A 21,432-nucleotide genomic window follows, 5' to 3' on the forward strand; every position below is an offset into this window, starting at 1 on the left:
GCGACTCGCGTTCCCCATCAGCACAGCGGCGTTGTTGTTCTCGGTCGCACTGGCAGCAGTGTTCGTACCAGACCGCTGGCGCTTTTTCGTTCCCGCGGTGCCACGATTTTAGCGCAACATTTACCCTGCTCCGCGCCGGTTATGGCAACCCGTTTGCGCAATAGGCTCCGAAGCCCGGACGGTCGCTCAAACGCTCGAAGTACTCCGATACGGCCGGGAATTGCGCGTGTTCGAATGGCGTGCGGAACCAGCGGTTGACGGACAATCCCACGGGAATGTCAGCGAGCGAGAACTGCGTTCCGGCAACGAATGCGCCGGTTGCCAGCAACTGCCCGTTCAATATGCGCATGTGCGCCGTCCAGCTGGCGATCGACGTCGCGACTTCCTTCTCCGCCTGATGCGCAGCCGACTGCCGGACCAGCGCGAGAAACGCGTAGCTCCACGAGCGGTTGAGATCCGTTGCCTGCCAGTCCATCCATTGATCGACGGGCGCGCGCATCAGTGGATCTGCCGGATAGAGATGCGCGCCGCCGTAACGCGACGCGAGGTAGCGGATGATGGTGTTCGACTCCCAGAGAACGAGGTCTGCGTCCTTGATGACGGGCACCAGACCGTTTGGGTTCAGCGAGAGAAACTCTGGGGTGTGCGTGGATTGGAACCCGGTTCCCCAATCCTCCCGCTCGAACTGAAGATTCAGTTCGGCGCAAGTCCACAGCACCTTTCGAACGTTAATGGATGACGCCTTTCCAAGGATCTTGAGCATGCGAAAGTAAAGGGGTTTGAGTGCGATGAGTCTAGGCCCAGTGCAATGTACGGTTCAAGACACAGTTTGATGAACGAGCCCCGTTCCACTTTGCGTTGTCATCGCGCACGGCCTTTCGCGTCAACAGTTTGAAGCGTGGCGCCTCAACTGATCTTCAGCGCCAGTTCGGTTCCGCGCTTGATCGGCAGAGTAACCGAAATGAATCCGTTGGCCGGGTCGCGAATGTACTCGAGGAAATCGGGCTCGGCATTGTCGTTCAGGATGTATCCGCCGACGCGCAATTGCGGCGCGATCAGTTCGACCACCGTGCGCGCGAGCGACGGCCCATCCGGCAGCGACCAGCCGTCGATCAACGCGAAGTCGATCGGACCGCCGACGTCGCGCAGCGTTTGCCGCGCATCGCCGACACGGATATCGGCATATTGCGCGAGCCCTGCCTCAGTCAGATTCTGACGCGCGATTTCCGCCTTCGAAGCAACCAGCTCCGATCCGATCACCAGCCCGCCACCGTTGTCGCGCATGGCCGCCGCCAGATACAGCGCGGACATGCCGATTGAAGTTGCAAAGTCAACGACTCGCGTGGCGCGCATCCCGCGACAGAGCACGTACATCAACTCGCCCTGATCGGGATGAATCGAAAAGCCGTAGTCGGCGAAAGCCTCCGGATCGTTGCCCGACGGCCCGCCGAACGCCTCGCTGCCAGGAAAGCGGCGCGACGCGTTCAAACGCTGCAGCACCTGATTGACGCGTTCGTCCTTGATGGGACTGACGGGCGATGTGGATACAGGCATGTCTCTCATGAAACGGCTCCTTGATGGATCGCGGGAGCGCGCATCAGGCGGCGCCATCGCGATCGGATTGCATAGGGAAGCGTGCGCGCACTCCGCACACAGTGGACTGGCTTCGATTTTCGAGCCTTGTTCCCCGCGTGCGGCTTACTGATCCTTACGGCGCGCTGTCATCCGATCCAGCCTCATAAGCCCCGCTATTCACGCGCAGACACGCCATCTGGCGCCCGCTGCCCCCTAGAAGCCGCCTCGCGCACTCGAATCTTCTCGATCTTCGGTCTTCCACCGTCGTAATACACCGAAAAAATTACAACTAGCATGGTTATCGAGAATCATTCGCATCTACGGATAGCATTCACTCGCTTTCGGTTTGGCAACAAACATCCAACATCGAACCAACACGGGGAATGGAATGCGTTTCAAACGATGTCTCGTCAAATACGTCGTGCCGGCTGTCATCGCCAAAACCTGCGGGGCTTATGCAAGCCTCGCGCTTGCCGATCAGGCCACGGCCGACCCGTCGTCGCAGCACAACGAAAACACGGACAAGACCAGCGCGGCGCGCCGCGACGAAGCCCTCAAGGCGGTGAGCGTCACGGCGAACCGCCTCGGCACAGCGGACCTGAACCGGACGGCCGCCACTGTATCGGTGATCACCAGCGACGATATCGACGACACCAACGCCAAAGACGTCAAGGACGCGCTCAAGTATGAGCCTGGCGTCGAAGTGCGGCGCCAGGCATATCGGCCATCGGGTATCACCGGGTCGTCGGGGCGCGCGGGCAATGAAGGAATCAACATCCGCGGCCTGGAAGGCAACCAGGTGTTGCTGCTCGAAGACGGCATTCCGCTGCCGCAATCGTACGCATTCGGCTCGGGCTCGGCGGGACGCGCGGACTATCTGAACACCGACCTGTATCAACGTATCGAAGTGTTGCGCGGCCCGACTTCGGCGCTCTATGGCAGCGACGGCCTGACAGGCGCGGTCAACTTCGTCACCAAAGATCCCGATGACCTGCTCTCCATCTACAACAAGCCGACTTACTTTTCGCTCAAATCGGGCTACGACTCGACCGACCGCAGTTGGGGTTCGACGGCCATGGCCGCGTTCGGCGGCGAGACGATTCAGGGCCTCGTCGCGCTGAGCGGTCGCCACGGTCACGAGACCGACAACATGGGCACAAGCAACACGCTGGGCGCCACCCGCTCGACGCCCGATCCGCTGACGTACAACAATCGCAGCGCGCTCGGCAAGATCGTCGTCAAGCCGACGAGCCGCGACACGTTCAAGCTGACGGCCGAAACGCTCAACAACGCGAACTCCAGCGACGGCCTCTCGCAACTGAACGGCGCCTACACCTGGAGCGGCTACACCGCCAACCGTTACTACACGGAAAACGAGGTGACGAGCAACCGCGTCCAGCTCGACTACGATCACCACGATGCGACGAACCCGTGGTTCCAGCAGCTCCACGCATCGCTCTACTACCGCAACGCCGCCACACGGCAGACGCTCGACATCGACGGCACCAATACGGCAGGCGCGTCGGCAAGCCGCACACGCGTCAACAACTATGGTGACAACATCGTCGGCGGCAGCGTCGCGGCGGATAGCGCGTTCAGGACGGGCGTTCTGCAGCATCGCCTGACGTATGGCATCGACGCCAGCGTGTCGCACTACAGCACGTCCAGTTCCGCGGGCTCCGAATGGACGGCGACGGATGGTTATCCGGAAGCGTTCCCGAAGACGACGCAAACCAACCTCGGCATCTTTGCGCAAGACGAGATACGCTGGAACAAGCTGAGCATCGTGCCGGGCCTGCGCTTCGACTACTACCGGATGACGCCGCATCCCGACGCAACGTATGACACCGCTAGCGCAGGCTCGACCGAACCGACCACGACGTCGAGCGGCAATGCCGTTTCGCCGCGCCTCGCGCTGCTGTATGAGGTCACGCCCGCCTTCGTGCCGTACGTGCAGTACGCACATGGATTCCGCGCGCCGTCCGCGTATCAGGTCAATAGCTATTACAACCCGGTCGGCTCGTATGGCCTCTATTACCAGCAGGTCGGCAATCCCAACCTGAAGCCCGAAACGAGCAACTCCATCGAAGCCGGCCTGCGCGGCAAGCTCGGCGTCGGCCACGGCCAGGTCACCTACAGCACGGCCGCGTTTGCAGGTCGATACAAGAACTTCATCGATACCAAGGTGGTTGGCGGCAGCATGACGTCGGCGACCAATCCGTACACCGTGCAGTACGTGAACTACTCGAAGGCGTCGATTCACGGCGTCGAAGCGAAAGCGGACTGGATCGTCAACGACAGCCTCGAAGTGAAAGGCGGGATGGCCTGGATCAAGGGCACGGAAACCAACGACGACACGACCACCGGCCTCGACACGGTACCGCCGCTCGCCGTCGTGCTAGGCGTCAACTACACGCATGGCGAGCGCTGGTTCGTCGGCGCGGACATGATCTACAACTCGCGCAAGGACAAGTCGGACATGTCGAGCTCGAGCTATTACTCGACGCCCTCTTACACCATTTTCGACCTTCACGCGGGCTACAAGATCACTAAACACGTGAGCGTGACTGCGGGCATCGACAACCTGTTCGACCGCAAATACTGGATCTGGAATGACGTACGCGGCCTCGCCGACAGCGACGGCTACGCGAAGATCAGCGCGCTCACCGCGCCGGGCCGCAACTTCAACGTCGGCATGAAGATCGATTTCTGAACACCAAGGACACGACAATGAACGCTACACAGCAACGCTATACGACCGACGCCGCTTCGCTCGCCACGCTTCGGCACGACTTCCTCCACGTTCGCGCGACCCAGAAGCTGCGTCAACGTGAAGCCGCTGCGGCGCTCGGCGTGACCGAAGGCGAAGCGCTGGCCGCTTTCGTCGGCGAACACGTCGTACGCCTCGACGACAGATTGATCGAGCTATTCGAATCGATGCCGACGCTCGGCTCCGTGATGATCCTGACGCGCAACGAAGCCGCCGTACACGAAAAGGACGGCGCCTTCGAGAAGATGAGCCATGAAGGCCCGACAGGACTTGCGCTCGGCAGCGCGATCGATCTGCGGATGTTCTACAGCAAGTGGGCCTCGGCGTTCGCGGTGCGCGAGCCGCTCGAACAAGGCACGCGTCACAGCATCCAGGTTTTCGATGCACAGGGCCGCGCCGTCACGAAGATCTATTTGCGCGGGCACAGCGACCATCAGGCGTTCGATGCGCTCGTCGAGAGGCACAAGGCTTCCGTGCAGACGCCAGGTCTCGTGGTCGCGCCGGCACAACCGCCCGCTGCGACCACGCCCGACGAACAAATCGACGTCGACGCGTTCCGCCACGCGTGGACGTCAATGACGGACACGCATCAGTTCTTTCCGCTGCTGCGCAAATTCAATGTCGGACGCACGCAGGCGCTGCGGTTCGCGCCGCCCGATTACGCGTGGCGCGTCGGCAAGGATTCGATTGGCACGCTGCTGACGTCGGCGGCGCAGACGTCGCTGCCCATCATGGTGTTCGTCGGCAATGGCGGCATGATCCAGATTCACACGGGCCCGGTTTCGACGATACGCACGATGGGCCCATGGCTCAATGTGCTCGACCCCGACTTTAATCTGCATCTGCGTACCGATCTGATCGACAGCATCTGGGTCGTGCGCAAGCCGACCAGCGACGGCATCGTCACCTCCGTTGAGCTTTACGACGCGCAGGGCGAGAACATCGCGTTGCTGTTCGGCGCGCGCAAAACCGGCAATCCGGAACTGCCCGCATGGCGCGCGCTCGTCGACACACTGACGCGCGACGAAACGACAGATGCGACTGCGGGAGCCTGCGAAGCATGAGCAACGACCACTTCAACGCAGACCGGCGAAAGCTGATGGCCGGTCTCGGCGCGCTGACGCTTGCATCGTTCGCGCGACCTGCGCGGTCCGCCGAAACGAAAGGAATGGGAAGCCGCGCGCAACGCGTGATCGTCGTTGGCGGCGCGATTGCGGAAGTCGTCTATGCGCTCGGCAAGGCACAAACGCTCGTCGCCACCGACACGACATGCACGTTTCCATCGCAGGCGCTGGCGCTGCCGAAGGTCGGCTATCAGCGCACGCTGTCCACCGAAGGACTGCTTTCCTTCCGGCCGACGCTGATTCTCGCGTCGGCGGAGGCAGGACCGCCGTCGGCTCTCGATCAGGCGAGCAGGATGGGCGTGCGGATCGTCAGCTTTGATGAGTCGCATGATGTAGCGTCCGTGCGTAACAAGATCCAGGGCACGGCGCGTGCGCTCGATGCAGCAGCCGCCGGACAGACCTTGCTCGAACGCTTCGACAGCCAGTGGACGCAGACGGCGCAACGCATCGCCCGCGCGCAGCGCAAGCCCTTGCGCGTGTTGTTCCTGCTCAATCCAGGCGGCAATCAACCGATGGTCGCAGGCCAGCACACAGCCGCCGATGCAATGCTGACGTATGCGGGCGCAACCAACGCGATTCGGGACTTCGCGGGATACCGGGCCTTGTCGCCGGAAGCGCTCGCCGCATGTCAGCCCGACGTGGTGCTGACCACCGACGACACCTTGCAGGCGTCGGGTGGCAAGCAGAATCTGCTGGCGGGCGCGGGGTTCCAGTTGACGCCCGCAGGCCGTGACGGCTGCGTCGTTTCGCTCGATACGCTGTTCCTGCTGGGATTCGGTCCACGCCTGCCTGATGCCGTAGCCGAACTCCATCGCCGATTGTTCACTTCCTGAACCGAACCGCCCACAGCGCTCTGCATCCATGTCTCATGAAATCGACGGGCATTTTCAACATGCCCATGGCCATCGAATGCGCCGCGCGTTCGCCACGTTCAGACGCGCGAGGCCACACGTCATCACGTATGCAGGCATGGCCGCGCTGTTGCTCGTGCTCGCTGTTGCCATGCTCGCGGCGCTCTGCTTCGGCGCCTATCCGATCTCGCCCGCGACACTGTGGGACAGCCTGTCGGCGTCTTCCTCAACGGACCGCGCCGTCGCGGTGCTCGTGCAATTGCGCGCGCCGCGCGTCGCGCTCGCCGTGATGGTCGGTGCGGGCTTCGGCGCAGTCGGCAGCGCGCTGCAGGCGCTGTTTCGAAACCCGCTCGCCGACCCGGGATTGATCGGCGTTTCGAGCGGCGCGGCGCTCGGTGCATCGCTGATGATCGTCTCGGGATCGACGCTGTTTGCGCGCTTCGGCGCGCGCGCCGACGAGGCCATCGCGTGTGCGGCGTTCCTCGGCGCAATGACCGTCACGGTGCTCGTATATCGGCTTGGCTCATCGCAAGGACGCGTGCAGTTGTCCGTGTTGCTGCTTTCGGGCATTGCGGCCAACGCGCTGGCTGGCGCGATCATCGGCATGTTGAGCTACGTTGCCTCCGATGCGCAGCTTCGCTCGCTCACGTTCTGGAGCCTCGGCAGCCTCGGCTCGGCCCAGTGGCAAACGCTCGGCGCAATCGCGCCGTTCGTGGCGGCCGGAATCGCGTTGATCGCGATGAACGCGCAGACGCTCAACCTGATGCAGCTTGGGGAAAGCGAAGCGCATTATCTCGGCGTCCGCGTGCGTCGCGTGAAGCGGATCACGTTGCTCGCGGCTGCGCTGGTCGTCGGCGCGCTTGTTTCATGTACCGGGCAAATCGGCTTCATTGGTCTCGTTGCGCCACACTGCGTGCGGCTCGCATGCGGTCCCGACCAGCGACGCGTGCTGCCCGCCTCGGCCTTGCTGGGCGCCATTCTCACAGTACTCGCCGATCTCGCTGCGCGCACCATCGCGGCGCCCGCGGAGTTGCCGCTCGGCATTCTGACCGCGATGATCGGCGCGCCGTTCTTCCTGCTGCTGATCGTGCGTCAACGACGTCTGCTCGGCGACTGACCAAAAACAACATGCTGTCGATAAAAAACCTGCAGGTCGCGTGGCGCGACAACGCGATCCTTCAAGACGTGTCCTTATCGATTCGACCGGGCGAATTCGTCGTCGTGCTTGGTCGCAACGGAGCGGGAAAAAGCACGCTGCTCAAGGCGCTAGCGGGCGACTTCGCGTTGCGCGGCAAGACGGGTGCGGCATATCGCGCAGATCTGTCAATCAATGGCGAATGTGTCGGCGGAATGGATTCGAAGCGGCTCGCACGTCTGCGCGCGGTCTACTCGCAAAGCACCGCCAACAACTATCCGCTTCATGCTGCGCAGCTCGTCAGGCTCGGGCGCTATCCGCACGTTGACGCGGGAGCACCGGAGTGTCCGCAATTCGTGGAAGACGTAGTGAGCCACGCGCTCACGCTGGCGGGCGCCGCTCGTCTGGCAGAACGCGACGTCACGACGTTATCCGGTGGCGAGTATGCGCGCGTGCAGTTCGCTCGCGCACTCGCGCAGATCTGGCCGTCAGCGAGCGGACATTCACCGCAACGCGCCGCGCCTCGCTATCTGCTGCTCGACGAGCCGACGGCAGCACTGGATCTCGTGCATCAGCACAGTCTCTTTTCGACTGTCGCGCGACTCACACGCGAATGGCACCTCGGCGCACTCGCGATTTCACACGACTGCACGCTCGCGGCTCGTTACGCCGACCGGCTCGTGCTACTGGCAGATGGCAAAATCGTTGCGGCAGGCACGGCGGACGAAGTCATACGCTCCGATCTTCTGGAACAGTGCTATGGCGTGAAGGTCGATATCTTGCACGATCCCAATCGCGGTGGTGTTCTGGTCGTGCCGAGCGAACAGTCCACGGCCGCTGTGAATTCGACGTCTTTCCCGACATAAAAAAAGACCCAGGAAGTTGCCCTCCTGGGTCCTTTGCAGACAGCTAGCTTCGACGCTTACTGTCCCGTGTATCCAACCGGCACGGTCGAATTATTCTTCGCGACCGTCGCGTTGTTCGACACGATGTACTGCGGTACTTCCGTCAGCGTCAGCGACACCTGGCCGTTCGAATACGGAAGCGTCGTGACGTTGCCGTAACCGTCGATCTTCGTCACGTTGCCCGACGTACCCGCGTTATCGACCTGCAGCGAATAGCTCGTCGAATAGGTCGTGCTATACACGCCATTGGCGGGCCACTGGCTGTTGTTGTGCGTCCACGCGGCCGTCACGACCTTGCCGTTGTTCAACTGCTGGAAGTCGTACACGAAGGTGCCCGAGGGCGTGTTCTTCACGCGGCCCAGCGTATTGGTGCCGTCGAGCACACGCGTCATCGTGGCAAACGCCATCGCTTCCGGCTTCGGCGAAAGGTTCGATGCACCGAACGCGCCCTGCGCATTGTTCAGGTCGAAGAACGAACCGTAGCCCACTTCACCCGGATAGTCGGCACCGTAGAACAGCGTCGTGAGTTGCGCGCCGCCGCCCAGCACGATGATGTGCGAGCGCACCCCAACGGCCGCATGCGCAAACAGCTGGTTTTGCGACGGCACGGTGGGACCATACGCCAGACCCGGATCGTAGCTCGTGCCCGCTTCCGTGAAGAACAGTTTCATGTTCGGCTTGCCGTTCTGCATCACCTGACGCAACAGCGTCATCTGATTGTCGAGCGCATTGGCCTGATTCGCGGGACTCGGGTCCGAATCGTATTGCTCCGGCGGATGCGCCGGGTACGTACCCGCATTCCAGTAACCGTGAGTCGAGACGGCATCGATGTAATTCCACAGGCCGAGCGCGCCGAACTTCTGCAGATAACCCGTCGTGCAGGTCGTGCAGTTCGCTGCGAACGGATTGCCCGTGCCCATCACGACCGCGTTCGGATCGGTCGAGTGGATGCCTTCATAGGCAGCCTTGTACATCGCGACGAAGTTCGCGTCGCTATCGGCCCAGCCGAGACTCGGCTCCCACGTCACCTGATAGTAGTTTTTCTGCTGGTTCGGGTAGTTCGCCGCACGGATCAGGCTCGTGTCCGTACCGACCTTCGCCATGAAGTTCTGGTACTCGGTCAGATCCTTCGGTGCGTAATAGCTGTCGGTGAACTGGCCCGTCTTCGAATTCCACGCAGGAATGCCGTCGAGCCGCACGATACGCATCTGATCAGGATTGGCCTTATAGAACGGATCGAGATCGTTCACGTTGGGCGTGTAAGTGTTCGGACCGTTCGGCTCCATCTGCGACTGCTGACGATTGTCGATCGTCCACGTGATGCCCAGCGCGCGCAGTGCCGCGATGTTGCCGTTGAAACCTTGCATGCCGAAGCGGTGCTGGTCCTGGTGCGCATACGTGACCGTGCCGAGTGCCGACGTGAGATTCGGCAGCACGCCGAACGTCGCGATACCCGTCGGGCGCGTGCCGCTATGGGGCAGCGTGCCGCCATTCGCGCGCAGCGTGGCCGTGATCGCGCCATAGCCCGACCATGTCGACTTGCACGAGATCGTGTTGGTCTGCACGCCAGCACTGACCGGGAAACTGCCTTGCGTCTTGATCGCGCCATTCGAATCGGCGATCGACCAGATCACGGTATCCGCGTTCGGCGCGTTCGTCGTGACCGTGAGGTTGAACGGTGCGTTGTTCTGGAACACGCGCAGGCCGTCGGTGGTCGGCGTGTCGGCCGTAATCAGACCGTTTGCCGTGCCGCCAGCTTTTTGCACCGGCGTTCCGCATGAGAGCGCTGCGCTGGACGAAGGTGACGGTGCGGGTGCGGGCGTCGGTGTGGGGGTCGGCGTCGGTGTCGGTGTGGGCGTCGGCGTCGGCGTCGGCGTCGGTGTGGGAGTCGGCGTAGGTGTGGGAGTCGGCGTCGGCGTCGGCGTGGGAGTCGGCGTCGGTGTAGGAGTGGGCGTCGGCGTGGGAGTCGGTGTCGGCGTCGGCGCACCGGCCGCGACTGCACGCACCCAGCATGCTTTTCCGTAGCCGTACGCAGGGTCCGTATTCGAAACCGCGCCGACATAGCAGCCAACGCCATTCGTAAACGTACGCGGCGCCGTCAGCATCACCGACGGCGCGTTAGGCGGCACAGCGCCGAACACGACAGAGCCCGTTCCGAGGAACGAGCAGTTGCCATTCTCTTTGCCGCACAGCGTGTACGACTGTCCTGCGACGGTAATCGTCGATGCCTGGGCGTACGCCTGGTCTGCACCAAACGAAGCCAGCACGGTTGCCGAGGCAACTCCCAATAGTTTCCAATAACTCATCATTGTTCGTTGATCCCGCTGAAATCAGTTTTCCCCGAAAGTCCAGCAAGATCGTTGACAGATCGTCTTGCTGTGGCGTTTTCGAATAAAGAAACCGGCATCGGATATTTATTACGGATTACTTACTATAGTGTCCGGGCATGAGCAGGACACGCATTCATGCAATCTCGCTTTCGATGACCGGGAACGTGCAGAGACCCCGCGCTAGCGCGGATAGAGTTCCCAATACGCATCTGATGTCAGATCAGATGAATTGATAGACGAGTTGAGCCGATCCCTGCGATCAGGAATCCTTAACTACGGCTGAGTCGTCTTGCGCGTTTTGACAGCAGCATGCCGTCGCGAACCCTTTCGGTTCGACGAAATCGATGTACATCTACGTGATACAGGCACGAACGAACGTCACATTTCCGCGGTAGATATCTACGCGTAACCTGCGAGCACGCGCCTGAACGAGACGAAACAGCACCTCTATGCGCAAGCGCCTTAGGTAGTAATTACTTCTACTCGATCCCTACCAAGTATTAATTACAGAACATTTCAAGGCAGACGAATTATAAACGTTTCATTCGTGTAACGTCGCCCGAAAAAAAGCCAAAAGGTAATGTCGCCGGTAATTTTGGAGAAATTTTGAGATATGCTTTCGTGAAGCATGATTGATCAGGGAAGATTCACCCGCGAACGCCCGGAAAAAGTAAATTCATGATCGATATGGATATTTTTTTAGCTTTTTCGTAATACAAATGCGCCATTTATGCGTTTTAATTTTCAGTGCGCACGATAATGGGGAAAATGATCGATCCCGATTATCGAAATATCGGCCGATTATATGAAAATGCACCACCCTGATTAAATGGGGCGCATCCGGCTCATTGATTATTGCGCGCCTGATCTACGCAGGCGTTCATCGTTTCCTTTTCTTCCATACCGAGCTTGCGCAAGTTCGAAAGGCGACGTCACTGGTTCCTGCACACGCTGCAAGCGACTGCTTGTCGAACGATGCGATACGCCGCGCCAACGTATCGACGAACGGCCCGAGTTGCGCATCCGGCAGCGAGCGATTCACATAGCCATTTCGCTCCGCGAGATCGCCATTGATATCGTTGCCGCTCAACAGTATTTCCAGCGCACGGCCACGCCCCATCAGACGCGGAAGACGCGCCATCGGTCCGCCGCCCGGCACGAAGCCCGCGCCGATTTCGCTCGGACATATCGGTCAGCAATTTGACGTTGCGCTCGCAACGACCATCCGCTTCAAGCCGTCGTTCCGCCATGAATGGCGGCGAGCACCTCGCGGGTGAATCTCGGGTCGTTCAACTCGAGGTCTGCCGACAATCGCGCGGTCACTTCCTGCAGCAGCCAGCCGTTGCCGTCGGGATCGCTAAACGACGCGTACGATGCGTAGCTCTTCCGGTCTGGATTCAGCCCAGCCTCCTGGCATTTTCCGTCGGCATGATGGAACACGCCGCCTACGTCATGAAACGGCTGGCTGACCTCGATGCCACGACCCATCAGTTCGCTCCGCGCAGCCACGATGTCCGACACGACGAGATGAATCCCTTGTACCGAGCCAGGTGTTGCCGCCGTCATGTTCTTGCCGAACATGATCGAACATCCGGAGCCGGGCGGCGTGAACTGGATCACGCGATAGTCACCCTCGCTGGATGTGAAGTCGAGATCGAGCCGCCAGCCCAGCTCGCCATAGAAGCGCTTTGCGCGATCGACATCCGAGACGGGAAGGACGACGATTTCGATCTTCATGTCGAAACTGATGCTCATGGCTTGCTCCGTGAACATGTTGAAACCGGTTGGCGTGAATTGCGCGATCTATCGAAATGCAATGTAGTCGCCAAAGCACCGGCTTGTCGCTAATACCATGGTATTAGCGGCGGGCGGAACTGTTCGCGGGGAATGAATCGAAAGAGACAGGCGTGCGCGATTCGGGGGCGTAGGCACGATCACGCATGCACACCCACCGTGCGACGCTCCTGACGCAGCAGTACATCGCGGTAAATGCCAGGCCGGCATGCAAGCTCCTGGGGCGCGCCATCATCGACCAGCCGTCCGTGCTGAATGACCACGATGCGATCGAAATTCTGCAACGTCGACAAGCGATGCGCGATCGCCACCACGGTGCGCCCCTTCATCAGCCGGTCCAACGCGTCCTGAATCTTCGCTTCCGATTCGCTGTCGAGCGCCGACGTCGCCTCGTCGAGCAGCAGAATGGGCGCGTTTTTCAGGAACGCGCGCGCAATCGCGATGCGCTGCCGCTGCCCGCCTGATAGCCGCATCCCGCGCTCGCCAACATTAGTTTGCAAGCCGTCCGGCAACGATCGGATCAGGTCGAGGCTATTCGCGTTTTCACAGGCTTGCAGCACTTCGTCTTCCGTCGCGTTGGGACGGCCGTAACGCAGGTTGTCGAGCAACGAACGATTGAACAGTGAGATGTCCTGCGGCACGACGCCGACCGCATCGTGCAGACTGCCCAGACTGATATCGCTAAGACGCTGGCCCGAAATGCACACGGCTCCCAGGCCAGGCGGCGGATCGAATGAGCGTTGCAGTAACGCCAGGATAGTGGTCTTGCCCGCACCCGATGGTCCGACCAGACCGACACGCTGGCCCGCGTCGACGTGAAGACTGAAATGATCCAGCACGCGGCGGCGCCCGGGGTACGAGAACGTCACGTTCTCGAAGTCGATATTCGCGTCGCGGATCTGCAAGCTCGGGACACCGACCGCCTCTTCCATCTCGCGCGGCACGAGCAGCGATTGCGCTGCCTCGGCCAGCCGCGCCAGATGCTGGATCATGCCAACAAGCGCCACGGCAAGATCACGCGTGCCATGCAGAATCGCGAAGCCGAGCGAGCTGACCAGCACCACGTCACCCGTCGTCGCACGCTCCTGCGACCAGAGCCACAACACCCAGCCGAGCAGGCAGCATGACAGCACTACCGTAATGACCGCGTGTACCAGTCTGAGCTTTTCGAGGTGCCGCAGACTCGCTTCGCGGGACGCCATTTCCTGCTCGAGGAAACTGCTGATACGCAGACACTCGCGCGCCGTCGCCACAAAGGTCCGCACAGTCGACATATTGCCGATCACGTCCACCATCTCGCCGTCGACAGACGCGGCGCGCGACGCAAAGTTCACATGACGCTCGCCGCCGCGCTTCGCGAGCCAGAACAGGAAGGCAGTCATGCAGACGGAAATGACGACAAGCGCAAGCGCCATCCACACGCTGATCCAGCCAATCAGCACAACGGACCCGATGACCGAAAGCAGCGGCGGCAGCGCATTCCACGCTGTCAGATTCTCGATCGTGAATACGGCATTGGCCGTCGCGGAGATACGGCTTGCGAGCGTGCCGGGCTGCACGTTCGAGAAATAGTCCGTCGAATGACCGACCAGATACCCGAACAGTTCGCGCCGCACGTCGCCCGTGACCTCGACGAAGGTCCGCACGCTTACCCAGCCCGCGATGCGCCAGAACAGATTGTCGGCGAACAGCAGCGCAATGATGACAAGAAACGCGTGGACGACGTTCGCGGGATGCGCGCGGCCGGTGGGCAGCGCGTCGACCAGGTTCCTGATCGCGAACTGAGACCCTAGCGAGCACCCGACAGCGGCAACGATGCCGAAGAGAATCACCGCGTGTTGTGCCGGATGCAGGCGAACATAGCGGAACAACAGGCTCACGGGACTGGACGCGTAACCCGCAAGTTCCTGTGCGCGCCGCCCGCGCGTGCGCCCGGCTGGCGCGGCGTCCGCAGCCTTTGAACTCGGCATACCCATTGGTGACCGCTCCGGTGTTTCGCCCCGATGAAACGAATCGTCGAACGCAATACTAGTCAAACGACTCGTTTGCCGACCAGGCGACGAATCGATCAAGCATACGCTGTTCCCGCGCCTTGGCACGAGCGGCGAAACAATGGGATTTGCAGCAAGGCATGGTCTTGGTGCGCGGGAAAAACGGATAATCCATAAACAAGGCGGTTTCGTTCAACTACACCTGAAAACAAACTCACTATGCGTATTCCACCGCTCAAGGCGATCATCGCGTTCGAAAGTGTCGCCCGAACCCGGAGCGTGAATCGCGCGGCTGATGAGCTGGGTTTGACGGCATCCGCCGTCAGCCATCAGTTGAGCAACCTCGAGTCGATCATCGGGCAGCCGCTCTTCCAGCGCTCGGGTCGCGGTCTCGTGCTGACGCCGACGGGCGAGCGCTATCTGTCCGACGTAACGGGTTCGCTCGCGGATCTGAGCCGCGCCACCGAGCGCGCGTCCAGCCGCACCGAGGTCGACATCCTGCGCGTGCATTCGAGCCCGAGCTTCGGCCTCATGTGGCTGATGCCGAGGCTATCGTCGTTTCAGGAAGCGAACGACGACATCCAGTTGAACCTCGCGTGTTCGTACGAGAATGTCTCGTTCTCGAATGGCTTCTACGATATCGACGTGCGCCACGGCTACGGCAACTGGAGCAACGTCGAAGTGAAGACCGTGCGCGGCGAGTTCATTGCACCGCTCGCTTCTCCCGCGTACCTTGCGCGTCATCCCGTGAACAAGCCTGAGGATTTGTTGGCGCACCGGCTGATCTATTCGGAGTCGCCGCTCGTGCAATGGAAACAATGGTTCGGCAGAACAGGCGTATCCGCAGCGCACAAAACCTTCGATTTCTCGTTCGACCGCTCGTACATGTCGCTAGAAACGGCGGCGCTCGGCCTGGGCATCGCGCTCGAAAGCGTGATGCTGGCGTCGGTGAAGATTCGCCAAGGCTTGCTGGTGCCCGTTTTCGATGACAGCTATGCCGTCGAAGTCGGCGCGCATCACCTCGTCTATCCGGCGCAAAACGCCGAGCTGCCACGCGTGGCGCGCTTTCTCGCGTGGATCGAGCGCGAGGCCGCTACGGAGCATCCGCGCCAGTCGTAGTCGCGGCGAGGCAGCGCATCGGCAGCGTTTTATTGCGCTGCAGCGAATCGCAGCCATGCCGCCCGCGAACTTCATCTGAATTTTTCTCAGCCATTGTTGAGCGTTTCCGCGTTGATGCGCGAGCCCCGTCGGCCGACACTCTGGGCACACATCAACACACAGGAGACAAACTCATGCTGCTCGAGAACAGGATCGTCATCGTAACGGGCGCGGCCTCGCCGCGAGGCATCGGCAGGGCGACGGCCAACGCACTCGTTGCGCAGGGCGCGCGCGTCGTGATCCTCGATCTGCGCAAGGAAGATGCGGAAGCCGCCGCCGCCGACCTCGGCGCCGGGCACCTCGGCCTTGCCTGCAACGTCACTGACAAAGACGCCTGCGTCGCCGCCGCGCGCATCACGCTCGAACGCTATGGCCGCATCGACGGACTCGTGAACAACGCTGGCATCACGCAGCCGGTTCGCACGATGGACATCACAGGCAAGGACTTCGACGCGATCGTCGACGTGAATCTGCGCGGCACGCTGTACATGTCGCAAGCGGTGATTCCGGCGATGCAGGAACAGAACGGCGGCAGCATCGTCTGCATGTCGTCAGTGTCCGCGCAACGCGGCGGCGGAATCTTCGGCGGTCCGCACTATAGCGCGGCGAAAGCGGGCGTGCTGGGCCTCGCGAAAGCGATGGCGCGCGAATTCGGCCCGAACCGCATCCGCATCAATTCGATCACGCCGGGCCTGATCCAGACCGACATCACGGGCGACAAGCTGACGCCCACGATGCGTGAAGACATCATCAAGGGCATTCCGCTCGGCCGGCTAGGCGATGCCGCCGATGTCGCCAACGCGTGCCTGTTCCTCTTGAGCGATCTGTCGACCTACCTGACGGGCATCACGCTCGACGTCAATGGCGGGATGCTGATCCACTGAGAACCGCGCCGCCGCTAGCAGGCGGCACAATCGACGCACCCGGGAAAACCCGGGGCGAACATGGCAGGAGACATTCCATGAAAGCGAAGTACACCACGTCCCCGGTTACGGGTGATGTACTGCCGCGCAACGATTCGCAGACTTTTGAAGCGAAGACGTACGCAAAGGTCGGCCGCCGGCTGATCCCCTTTCTGATGCTGTGCTATCTCGGCGCCTATCTGGACCGGGTCAACGTGGGCTTTGCGAAGCTGCAGATGCTCAGTGATCTGCGTTTCAGCGAAACCGTCTATGGCATGGGTGCGGGCATTTTCTTTCTTGGCTACTTCCTGTTCGAAGTGCCGAGCAATGTGATCCTGCACCGCGTCGGCGCGCGCCGATGGCTTGCGCGCATCATGCTGACGTGGGCCGTCATCTCGGCGAGCTTCGTGTTCGTCAAGTCACCGACGGCCTTCTACGCGCTGCGGTTTTTACTCGGCGTCGCGGAAGCGGGCTTTGCGCCCGGCGTGATTCTCTATCTCACGTACTGGTTTCCGTCCGAGCGCCGCGCGAAGGCACTGTCGCTGTTCTTCATGGCGATACCGCTTGCAGGCATGATCGGCGGCCCGCTGTCGGGCTGGATCATGCACTCGCTGCAAGGCGCGATGTCGATGTCCGGCTGGAAGTGGCTGTTCCTGCTCGAAGCCTTGCCGTCGCTCGTACTCGGCTTCGCGATCCTGCTGTATCTCGACGATGGTATCAAGCAGGCGAAGTGGCTGAATGATTCCGAAAAAGCGCTGCTCGCACGCAACGTCGCCGCCGATGCCGAACATAAAACGGCGCACGTCTCGATCCGCGCGTTCATCGGCGACCGCCGCTTGTGGCTGATGGCCTCCATCTACTTCTGCGTCGTGCTGGGGCAATACGGCCTGACCTTCTGGCTGCCTACCATCATCCGCAAGGCAGGTGTCGCCGATCCGCTGTGGGTGGGCGCGTTCACGGCCATTCCGTATCTGTGCGCAATCATCGCGTTGCCGCTGGTCGGCATGAGCGCGGACCGTCGACGCGAGCGCCGCTTTCACCTCGCCATTCCGATGCTGGTCGCCGCTGCAGGCTTTGCGACCTTGCCGATGCTCGGCAGCGTGGGGGCGTCGATCGTCTGTCTGAGCATTGCGGCTGCGGGCATTCTCGCGTCGTCGTCGCAGTTCTGGTCGCTGCCGACAGCCTTGCTGGGCGGCATGTCGGCGGCAGCGGGCATCGCCGCCGTGAACTGCTTCGCCAACCTGGCGGGCTTCTTCTCCCCGGCGATCGTCGGCTGGCTGAACGATCTGACGGGCAAGTCTACGGCCGGGCTGATCTTCATCTCTGTCGCGGTCACGCTTGGCGCAGCGCTCGTTTTTCTGGTGCCTGCCCGATCCGTCAACCGCTAATTCGCTTCGCAACCTTTTCGTTTGAACACTGGAGCTATCGATGGACACTGATACCGTCAACGGTACGGTCACGCTCGCCGAGCGCGCCTACCGTATCCGCCGCAACGCGCTGCTGATGGGCGAAGTACAAGGCCAGGGCTATATCGGCCAGGCGCTCGACATTGCCGACGCACTCGCCGTCGCCTACTTCGGCGCCATGCGCTACCGCCCCGAAGACCCCGAATGGGAAGGCCGCGACCGCTTCCTGCTGTCGAACGGTCACTACGCGATTGCGCTGTACGCCGCGCTCTTCGAAGCCGGCATCCTGCCCGCCGATGAACTCGAAACCTATGGCAGCGATGAAAGCCGTCTGCCCATGTCCGGCATGGCGAGCTACACACCCGGCATGGAGATGTCGGGCGGCTCGCTCGGCCACGGTCTGACGATTGCCGTCGGCCGTTGCCTGGGACTGAAGCGCAAGAACTCGGAGGCCTTCGTCTATACGCTCTTCTCCGATGGCGAACTCGACGAAGGCTCGATCTGGGAAGGCCTTATGTCCGCCGCGCACTGGAAGCTCGACAACCTGATCGCCATCGTCGACGTGAACAACCAGCAGGCCGATGGCCCATCGACGCAGATCATGGCCTTCGAGCCGCTCGTCGAAAAGCTCGAAGCATTCGGCTGGTACACGCAACGCGTGAACGGCAACGACATCGATGCCGTCAAGCAGGCGTTCGACAATGCCCGCACTCACGACAAGCCGCAGCCGCGCATCATCGTCTGCGATACGAAGATGGGCTGCGGCGTGCCATTCCTCGAAGAACGCGAGAAAAACCATTTCATCCGCGTCGATGCGCACGAGTGGCAACTCGCGCTCGAAGCACTCAAAGCAGGGAGACAAGCATGAGCACCGTCGCTAAAAAGCCCAAGCTGAAAACGTCCGCGATGATCGCGTCGATCGCGGGTGAAGGTCAGGTAACCCGTTCCGCGCCGTTCGGCCACGCACTTGTTGAACTTGCACGCTCGAAGAGCAACGTGATCGGTATGACGGCCGATCTCGGCAAGTACACCGACCTGCACATCTTCGGTAAAGAGTTTCCCGATCGGTACTACCAGATGGGCATGGCCGAACAGTTGCTAATGGGCGCAGCGGCAGGTTTCGCGCATGAAGGCGCACAGCCCTTTGTCACGACCTACGCGGTGTTCGCCACGCGTCGCGCCTACGACTTCATCCATCAGGCGATCGCCGAAGACAACCTCGACGTGAAGATCGTCGCCGCACTGCCCGGTCTCACGACAGGCTACGGCCCGAGCCACCAGGCCGCCGAAGACCTCGCGCTGATGCGCGCGATGCCGAACATGACGGTGATCGATCCGTGCGATGCGCTCGATATCGAGCAGATGGTGCCCGCGATCGCCGCTCACAAAGGCCCCGTCTACGCACGCCTGTTGCGTGGCAACGTGCCCGCCGTGCTCGATGAATACGACTACAAGTTCGAACTCGGCAAGGCGAAGCTGCTGCGCGACGGCAACGACGTGCTGCTGATCTCGTCGGGGATCATGACGATGCGTTCTCTGGAAGTGGCCAAGGCGCTGGAGGCGGACAACATCGGCGTCGGCGTGCTGCACGTGCCGACCATCAAGCCGCTCGATACGGCGACGATCCTGCGCGAAGCAAAGCGCTCGGGACGGATGGTGATCGTCGCGGAGAACCATACGGTGATTGGTGGTCTTGGCGAAGCGGTGGCGCGCACGCTGCTGGGCGCGGGCGTGACGCCGCCGTTCCGCCAGATTGCACTGCCCGACGAGTTCCTCGCCGCCGGCGCCCTGCCGACGCTGCACGACCGTTATGGCATCTCGACCGACACCATGGCCGCCAGTATCAAGACGTGGCTCGGGTAACGGATCGAATTCCAATCGACCCGTAACCGCACGGCGACCGTTATTGCCCGGAATGACCGCAAACCTGGAGGATGCGGTCATTCGATTCCGCAAAGATGCAGAGCCCATATGCACCAATGCACATAACCTTCACAACGCAATTTCCGTGAGGTTTGTCGTGTTCGCTTCTAATATCCTTGTCCAGTTGTCCCACCCCGGGATTTGCAACGACCAAAGCGACAAGGAGAGAGCTCATGTTCGACTGGGAGGATTTACGCCACTTCGTTGCGTTCAGTCAGGAACAATCGCTCGCGAAAGCCGCACGGCATCTGAAGGTCGATCATGCGACCGTCGCGCGCAGAATCGCGTCGCTCGAACAGTCCCTCGAACTGAAGCTGGTTGATCGCCGCCCACGCGCCTATGTGCTGACGACGGACGGCGAACGTATCGCCGAACGTGGCCGGCGCATGCAGGAAGAGTCGTTTGCCGTGGAGCGGATGTCGGTCGGCGGACAGGAAGTCGTGAGCGGCGAGGTGGTGATCAGCGCGCCCCCGTCGATGTCGAGCAGTGTCATTGCACCTCACTTAGGCAAGCTGCGCGTGCAGCATCCAGCGCTGCGCGTCCGCCTGATCGCCGACACACGCAATGTGTCGTTGATACGAAGGGAAGCGGATATTGCCGTTCGCCTGAGCCGGCCAACCGAGGCCGATCTCGTCGCGCGCAAGATCGGCGTGGTTCCGTTCGCGTTTTACGCGTCACCGGACTATCTGGCGTCTCATGCGCCCGAAGACTACGAATTCATCGGATATGACGATAGTCTCGACGGCTCCGCTCAACAGATCTGGCTGGACACGCAGGCGAAGTCACGTCCCGTCGTTCTGCGCAGCAATAGTCTCGACGTGCAGGCAGCCGCCGCGCGGGCGGGTGTCGGGGTGGCCATCTTGCCCTACTTCCTCGGGGATTGGGACGAGAGTCTGAGCATCGTCGAAGGGCCGGGCCAGCCATTGCAGCGCGAGATATGGCTCTCCATTCACAACGATCTGCGGCACGCTCCGGCGATCCGCAGTGTCATGCAGTTCATTGCAAGCTGCTTTCCTGGCAACGGATAACGCAGACAGCGCGCCGCAACAGCTTGTGCATTTTCTCCTGGACGGTACGCACATTTCGGGAATTGGCGGATAGAAGGCCGGTGGCAATAATGCATTCACCGATCGACGAACAGGCAAACGGCAGATCGCAGACTAGCCGCTTGATCGTCGAACAGCTTCTCAACTATCCGCCAAGGAGCACGAAATGAAACGCTTTCTGATCCCAGCCATGATTGCCGGCGCAATCGTATCGTCGTCTGTGTTCGCCGAACCGGCCACGCACGGTAAGACCCGCGAAGAAGTTCGGGCCGAACTCGTTCAGGCCCGCGAAGCAGGCGCGTTCGACGCGCCCGATGCCACCTACCCCACCGCTCAACTGCGCGCAGCCGCCGCGCTGCAGAACGCCAACACGAACGCCGGGAACGCGGGCACCTCTTCCGTGGGCGGCGCCGTGACGGGCCGCTCGGAAAGCGGGCGCCGCACCGTGACCGCGCCGGAAGCACGGGACAGCATCTATTTCGGTCAATGACCGTCGATCCAAAACTACGCCGGCAGCCGCCG

17 protein-coding genes and 1 pseudogene are annotated in these 21,432 nt (G+C 61.5%); 12 read left to right on the forward strand and 6 right to left on the reverse strand.

All coding sequences use genetic code 11. From position 1 onward, the window contains the following. Positions 1 to 139 precede the first annotated feature (139 nt). Together C2L65_RS40065 and C2L65_RS40070 are read right to left on the reverse strand one after the other, a co-directional pair. Positions 140 to 763 carry a glutathione S-transferase family protein gene (locus C2L65_RS40065; RefSeq protein ID WP_042305325.1) on the reverse strand — a complete coding sequence of 208 codons (624 nt, stop codon included), beginning with the start codon at positions 761 to 763 and terminating at the stop codon, positions 140 to 142. 143 nt (positions 764 to 906) lie between these two features. After that, positions 907 to 1,563, reverse strand: a complete 657-nt coding sequence (locus C2L65_RS40070) for an O-methyltransferase (protein WP_103254652.1) — start codon at positions 1,561 to 1,563, stop codon at positions 907 to 909. Positions 1,564 to 1,963: 400 nt separating this feature from the next. Here C2L65_RS40070 and C2L65_RS40075 point away from each other — a divergent pair, with 400 nt between their 5' ends. The 5 genes from C2L65_RS40075 (at position 1,964) to C2L65_RS40095 (ending at position 8,321) form a co-directional block, all read left to right on the forward strand. Beyond that, positions 1,964 to 4,288, forward strand: a complete 2,325-nt coding sequence (locus tag C2L65_RS40075) for a TonB-dependent hemoglobin/transferrin/lactoferrin family receptor (RefSeq protein ID WP_042305327.1) — start codon at positions 1,964 to 1,966, stop codon at positions 4,286 to 4,288. A 17-nt stretch (positions 4,289 to 4,305) separates the two neighbouring features. Beyond that, positions 4,306 to 5,409 carry a hemin-degrading factor gene (locus C2L65_RS40080; RefSeq protein WP_042305328.1) on the forward strand — a complete coding sequence of 368 codons (1,104 nt, stop codon included), beginning with the start codon at positions 4,306 to 4,308 and terminating at the stop codon, positions 5,407 to 5,409. Then, entirely contained in the window at positions 5,406 to 6,302 is an 897-nt protein-coding gene (locus tag C2L65_RS40085; RefSeq protein ID WP_042305329.1) for a heme/hemin ABC transporter substrate-binding protein, read from the forward strand. Before C2L65_RS40080 ends, C2L65_RS40085 begins: the two co-directional genes overlap by 4 nt. Positions 6,303 to 6,378: 76 nt before the next feature. Further along, complete coding sequence (locus tag C2L65_RS40090; protein ID WP_042305330.1) at positions 6,379 to 7,437, forward strand: FecCD family ABC transporter permease; 1,059 nt, start codon at positions 6,379 to 6,381, stop codon at positions 7,435 to 7,437. An 11-nt stretch (positions 7,438 to 7,448) separates the two neighbouring features. Further along, complete coding sequence (locus C2L65_RS40095; RefSeq protein WP_042305331.1) at positions 7,449 to 8,321, forward strand: ATP-binding cassette domain-containing protein; 873 nt, start codon at positions 7,449 to 7,451, stop codon at positions 8,319 to 8,321. 56 nt (positions 8,322 to 8,377) lie between these two features. Here the strand turns inward: C2L65_RS40095 and C2L65_RS40100 are convergent, their stop codons facing one another. The 4 genes and pseudogenes from C2L65_RS40100 to C2L65_RS40120 all read right to left on the reverse strand — a co-directional run bounded on the left by C2L65_RS40100 (position 8,378) and on the right by C2L65_RS40120 (position 14,460). After that, positions 8,378 to 10,669 carry a glycoside hydrolase family protein gene (locus C2L65_RS40100; protein WP_042305332.1) on the reverse strand — a complete coding sequence of 764 codons (2,292 nt, stop codon included), beginning with the start codon at positions 10,667 to 10,669 and terminating at the stop codon, positions 8,378 to 8,380. Between the two features lie 970 nt (positions 10,670 to 11,639). Then, positions 11,640 to 11,867, reverse strand: a pseudogene (locus tag C2L65_RS40110) (enoyl-CoA hydratase/isomerase family protein); the annotation flags it as partial. 53 nt (positions 11,868 to 11,920) lie between these two features. Continuing rightward, entirely contained in the window at positions 11,921 to 12,445 is a 525-nt protein-coding gene (locus C2L65_RS40115; RefSeq protein ID WP_042305375.1) for a VOC family protein, read from the reverse strand. Positions 12,446 to 12,624: 179 nt separating this feature from the next. Beyond that, positions 12,625 to 14,460, reverse strand: coding sequence for an ABC transporter ATP-binding protein (locus tag C2L65_RS40120; protein WP_081920778.1), 1,836 nt, complete (start codon positions 14,458 to 14,460; stop codon positions 12,625 to 12,627). A gap of 234 nt (positions 14,461 to 14,694) precedes the next feature. On the opposite strand from C2L65_RS40120, the gene C2L65_RS40125 reads away from it, so the two are divergent. From C2L65_RS40125 to C2L65_RS40155, 7 genes are all read left to right on the forward strand, one after another. Next, a complete protein-coding gene (locus C2L65_RS40125; protein WP_042305334.1) occupies positions 14,695 to 15,594 on the forward strand; it encodes a LysR substrate-binding domain-containing protein in 900 nt (299 codons plus the stop codon). 173 nt (positions 15,595 to 15,767) lie between these two features. Then, positions 15,768 to 16,517, forward strand: coding sequence for an SDR family NAD(P)-dependent oxidoreductase (locus tag C2L65_RS40130; protein ID WP_042305335.1), 750 nt, complete (start codon positions 15,768 to 15,770; stop codon positions 16,515 to 16,517). A gap of 77 nt (positions 16,518 to 16,594) precedes the next feature. Then, positions 16,595 to 17,923: an MFS transporter gene (locus C2L65_RS40135; protein ID WP_042305336.1), complete on the forward strand. Its 1,329-nt coding sequence runs from the start codon at positions 16,595 to 16,597 to the stop codon at positions 17,921 to 17,923. 40 nt (positions 17,924 to 17,963) lie between these two features. Then, complete coding sequence (locus C2L65_RS40140; protein ID WP_042305337.1) at positions 17,964 to 18,809, forward strand: transketolase; 846 nt, start codon at positions 17,964 to 17,966, stop codon at positions 18,807 to 18,809. After that, complete coding sequence (locus C2L65_RS40145) at positions 18,806 to 19,804, forward strand: transketolase family protein (RefSeq protein ID WP_042305338.1); 999 nt, start codon at positions 18,806 to 18,808, stop codon at positions 19,802 to 19,804. Before C2L65_RS40140 ends, C2L65_RS40145 begins: the two co-directional genes overlap by 4 nt. Positions 19,805 to 20,037: 233 nt before the next feature. Then, positions 20,038 to 20,892, forward strand: coding sequence for a LysR family transcriptional regulator (locus C2L65_RS40150; protein ID WP_042305339.1), 855 nt, complete (start codon positions 20,038 to 20,040; stop codon positions 20,890 to 20,892). 184 nt (positions 20,893 to 21,076) lie between these two features. Further along, a complete protein-coding gene (locus C2L65_RS40155; protein ID WP_042305340.1) occupies positions 21,077 to 21,400 on the forward strand; it encodes a DUF4148 domain-containing protein in 324 nt (107 codons plus the stop codon). Positions 21,401 to 21,432: the final 32 nt, after the last annotated feature.

Source organism: Paraburkholderia terrae (genome assembly GCF_002902925.1).
In the GTDB taxonomy this organism is placed as follows: domain Bacteria; phylum Pseudomonadota; class Gammaproteobacteria; order Burkholderiales; family Burkholderiaceae; genus Paraburkholderia; species Paraburkholderia terrae.

Coding starts and splice junctions, on each gene's coding strand:
- C2L65_RS40065 (WP_042305325.1), bottom strand. CDS start 763: ATGCTCAAGATCCTTGGAAAGGCGTCATCCATTAACGTTCGAAAGGTG.
- C2L65_RS40070 (WP_103254652.1), bottom strand. CDS start 1,563: ATGAGAGACATGCCTGTATCCACATCGCCCGTCAGTCCCATCAAGGAC.
- C2L65_RS40075 (WP_042305327.1), top strand. CDS start 1,964: ATGCGTTTCAAACGATGTCTCGTCAAATACGTCGTGCCGGCTGTCATC.
- C2L65_RS40080 (WP_042305328.1), top strand. CDS start 4,306: ATGAACGCTACACAGCAACGCTATACGACCGACGCCGCTTCGCTCGCC.
- C2L65_RS40085 (WP_042305329.1), top strand. CDS start 5,406: ATGAGCAACGACCACTTCAACGCAGACCGGCGAAAGCTGATGGCCGGT.
- C2L65_RS40090 (WP_042305330.1), top strand. CDS start 6,379: ATGCGCCGCGCGTTCGCCACGTTCAGACGCGCGAGGCCACACGTCATC.
- C2L65_RS40095 (WP_042305331.1), top strand. CDS start 7,449: ATGCTGTCGATAAAAAACCTGCAGGTCGCGTGGCGCGACAACGCGATC.
- C2L65_RS40100 (WP_042305332.1), bottom strand. CDS start 10,669: ATGATGAGTTATTGGAAACTATTGGGAGTTGCCTCGGCAACCGTGCTG.
- C2L65_RS40115 (WP_042305375.1), bottom strand. CDS start 12,445: ATGAGCATCAGTTTCGACATGAAGATCGAAATCGTCGTCCTTCCCGTC.
- C2L65_RS40120 (WP_081920778.1), bottom strand. CDS start 14,460: ATGGGTATGCCGAGTTCAAAGGCTGCGGACGCCGCGCCAGCCGGGCGC.
- C2L65_RS40125 (WP_042305334.1), top strand. CDS start 14,695: ATGCGTATTCCACCGCTCAAGGCGATCATCGCGTTCGAAAGTGTCGCC.
- C2L65_RS40130 (WP_042305335.1), top strand. CDS start 15,768: ATGCTGCTCGAGAACAGGATCGTCATCGTAACGGGCGCGGCCTCGCCG.
- C2L65_RS40135 (WP_042305336.1), top strand. CDS start 16,595: ATGAAAGCGAAGTACACCACGTCCCCGGTTACGGGTGATGTACTGCCG.
- C2L65_RS40140 (WP_042305337.1), top strand. CDS start 17,964: ATGGACACTGATACCGTCAACGGTACGGTCACGCTCGCCGAGCGCGCC.
- C2L65_RS40145 (WP_042305338.1), top strand. CDS start 18,806: ATGAGCACCGTCGCTAAAAAGCCCAAGCTGAAAACGTCCGCGATGATC.
- C2L65_RS40150 (WP_042305339.1), top strand. CDS start 20,038: ATGTTCGACTGGGAGGATTTACGCCACTTCGTTGCGTTCAGTCAGGAA.
- C2L65_RS40155 (WP_042305340.1), top strand. CDS start 21,077: ATGAAACGCTTTCTGATCCCAGCCATGATTGCCGGCGCAATCGTATCG.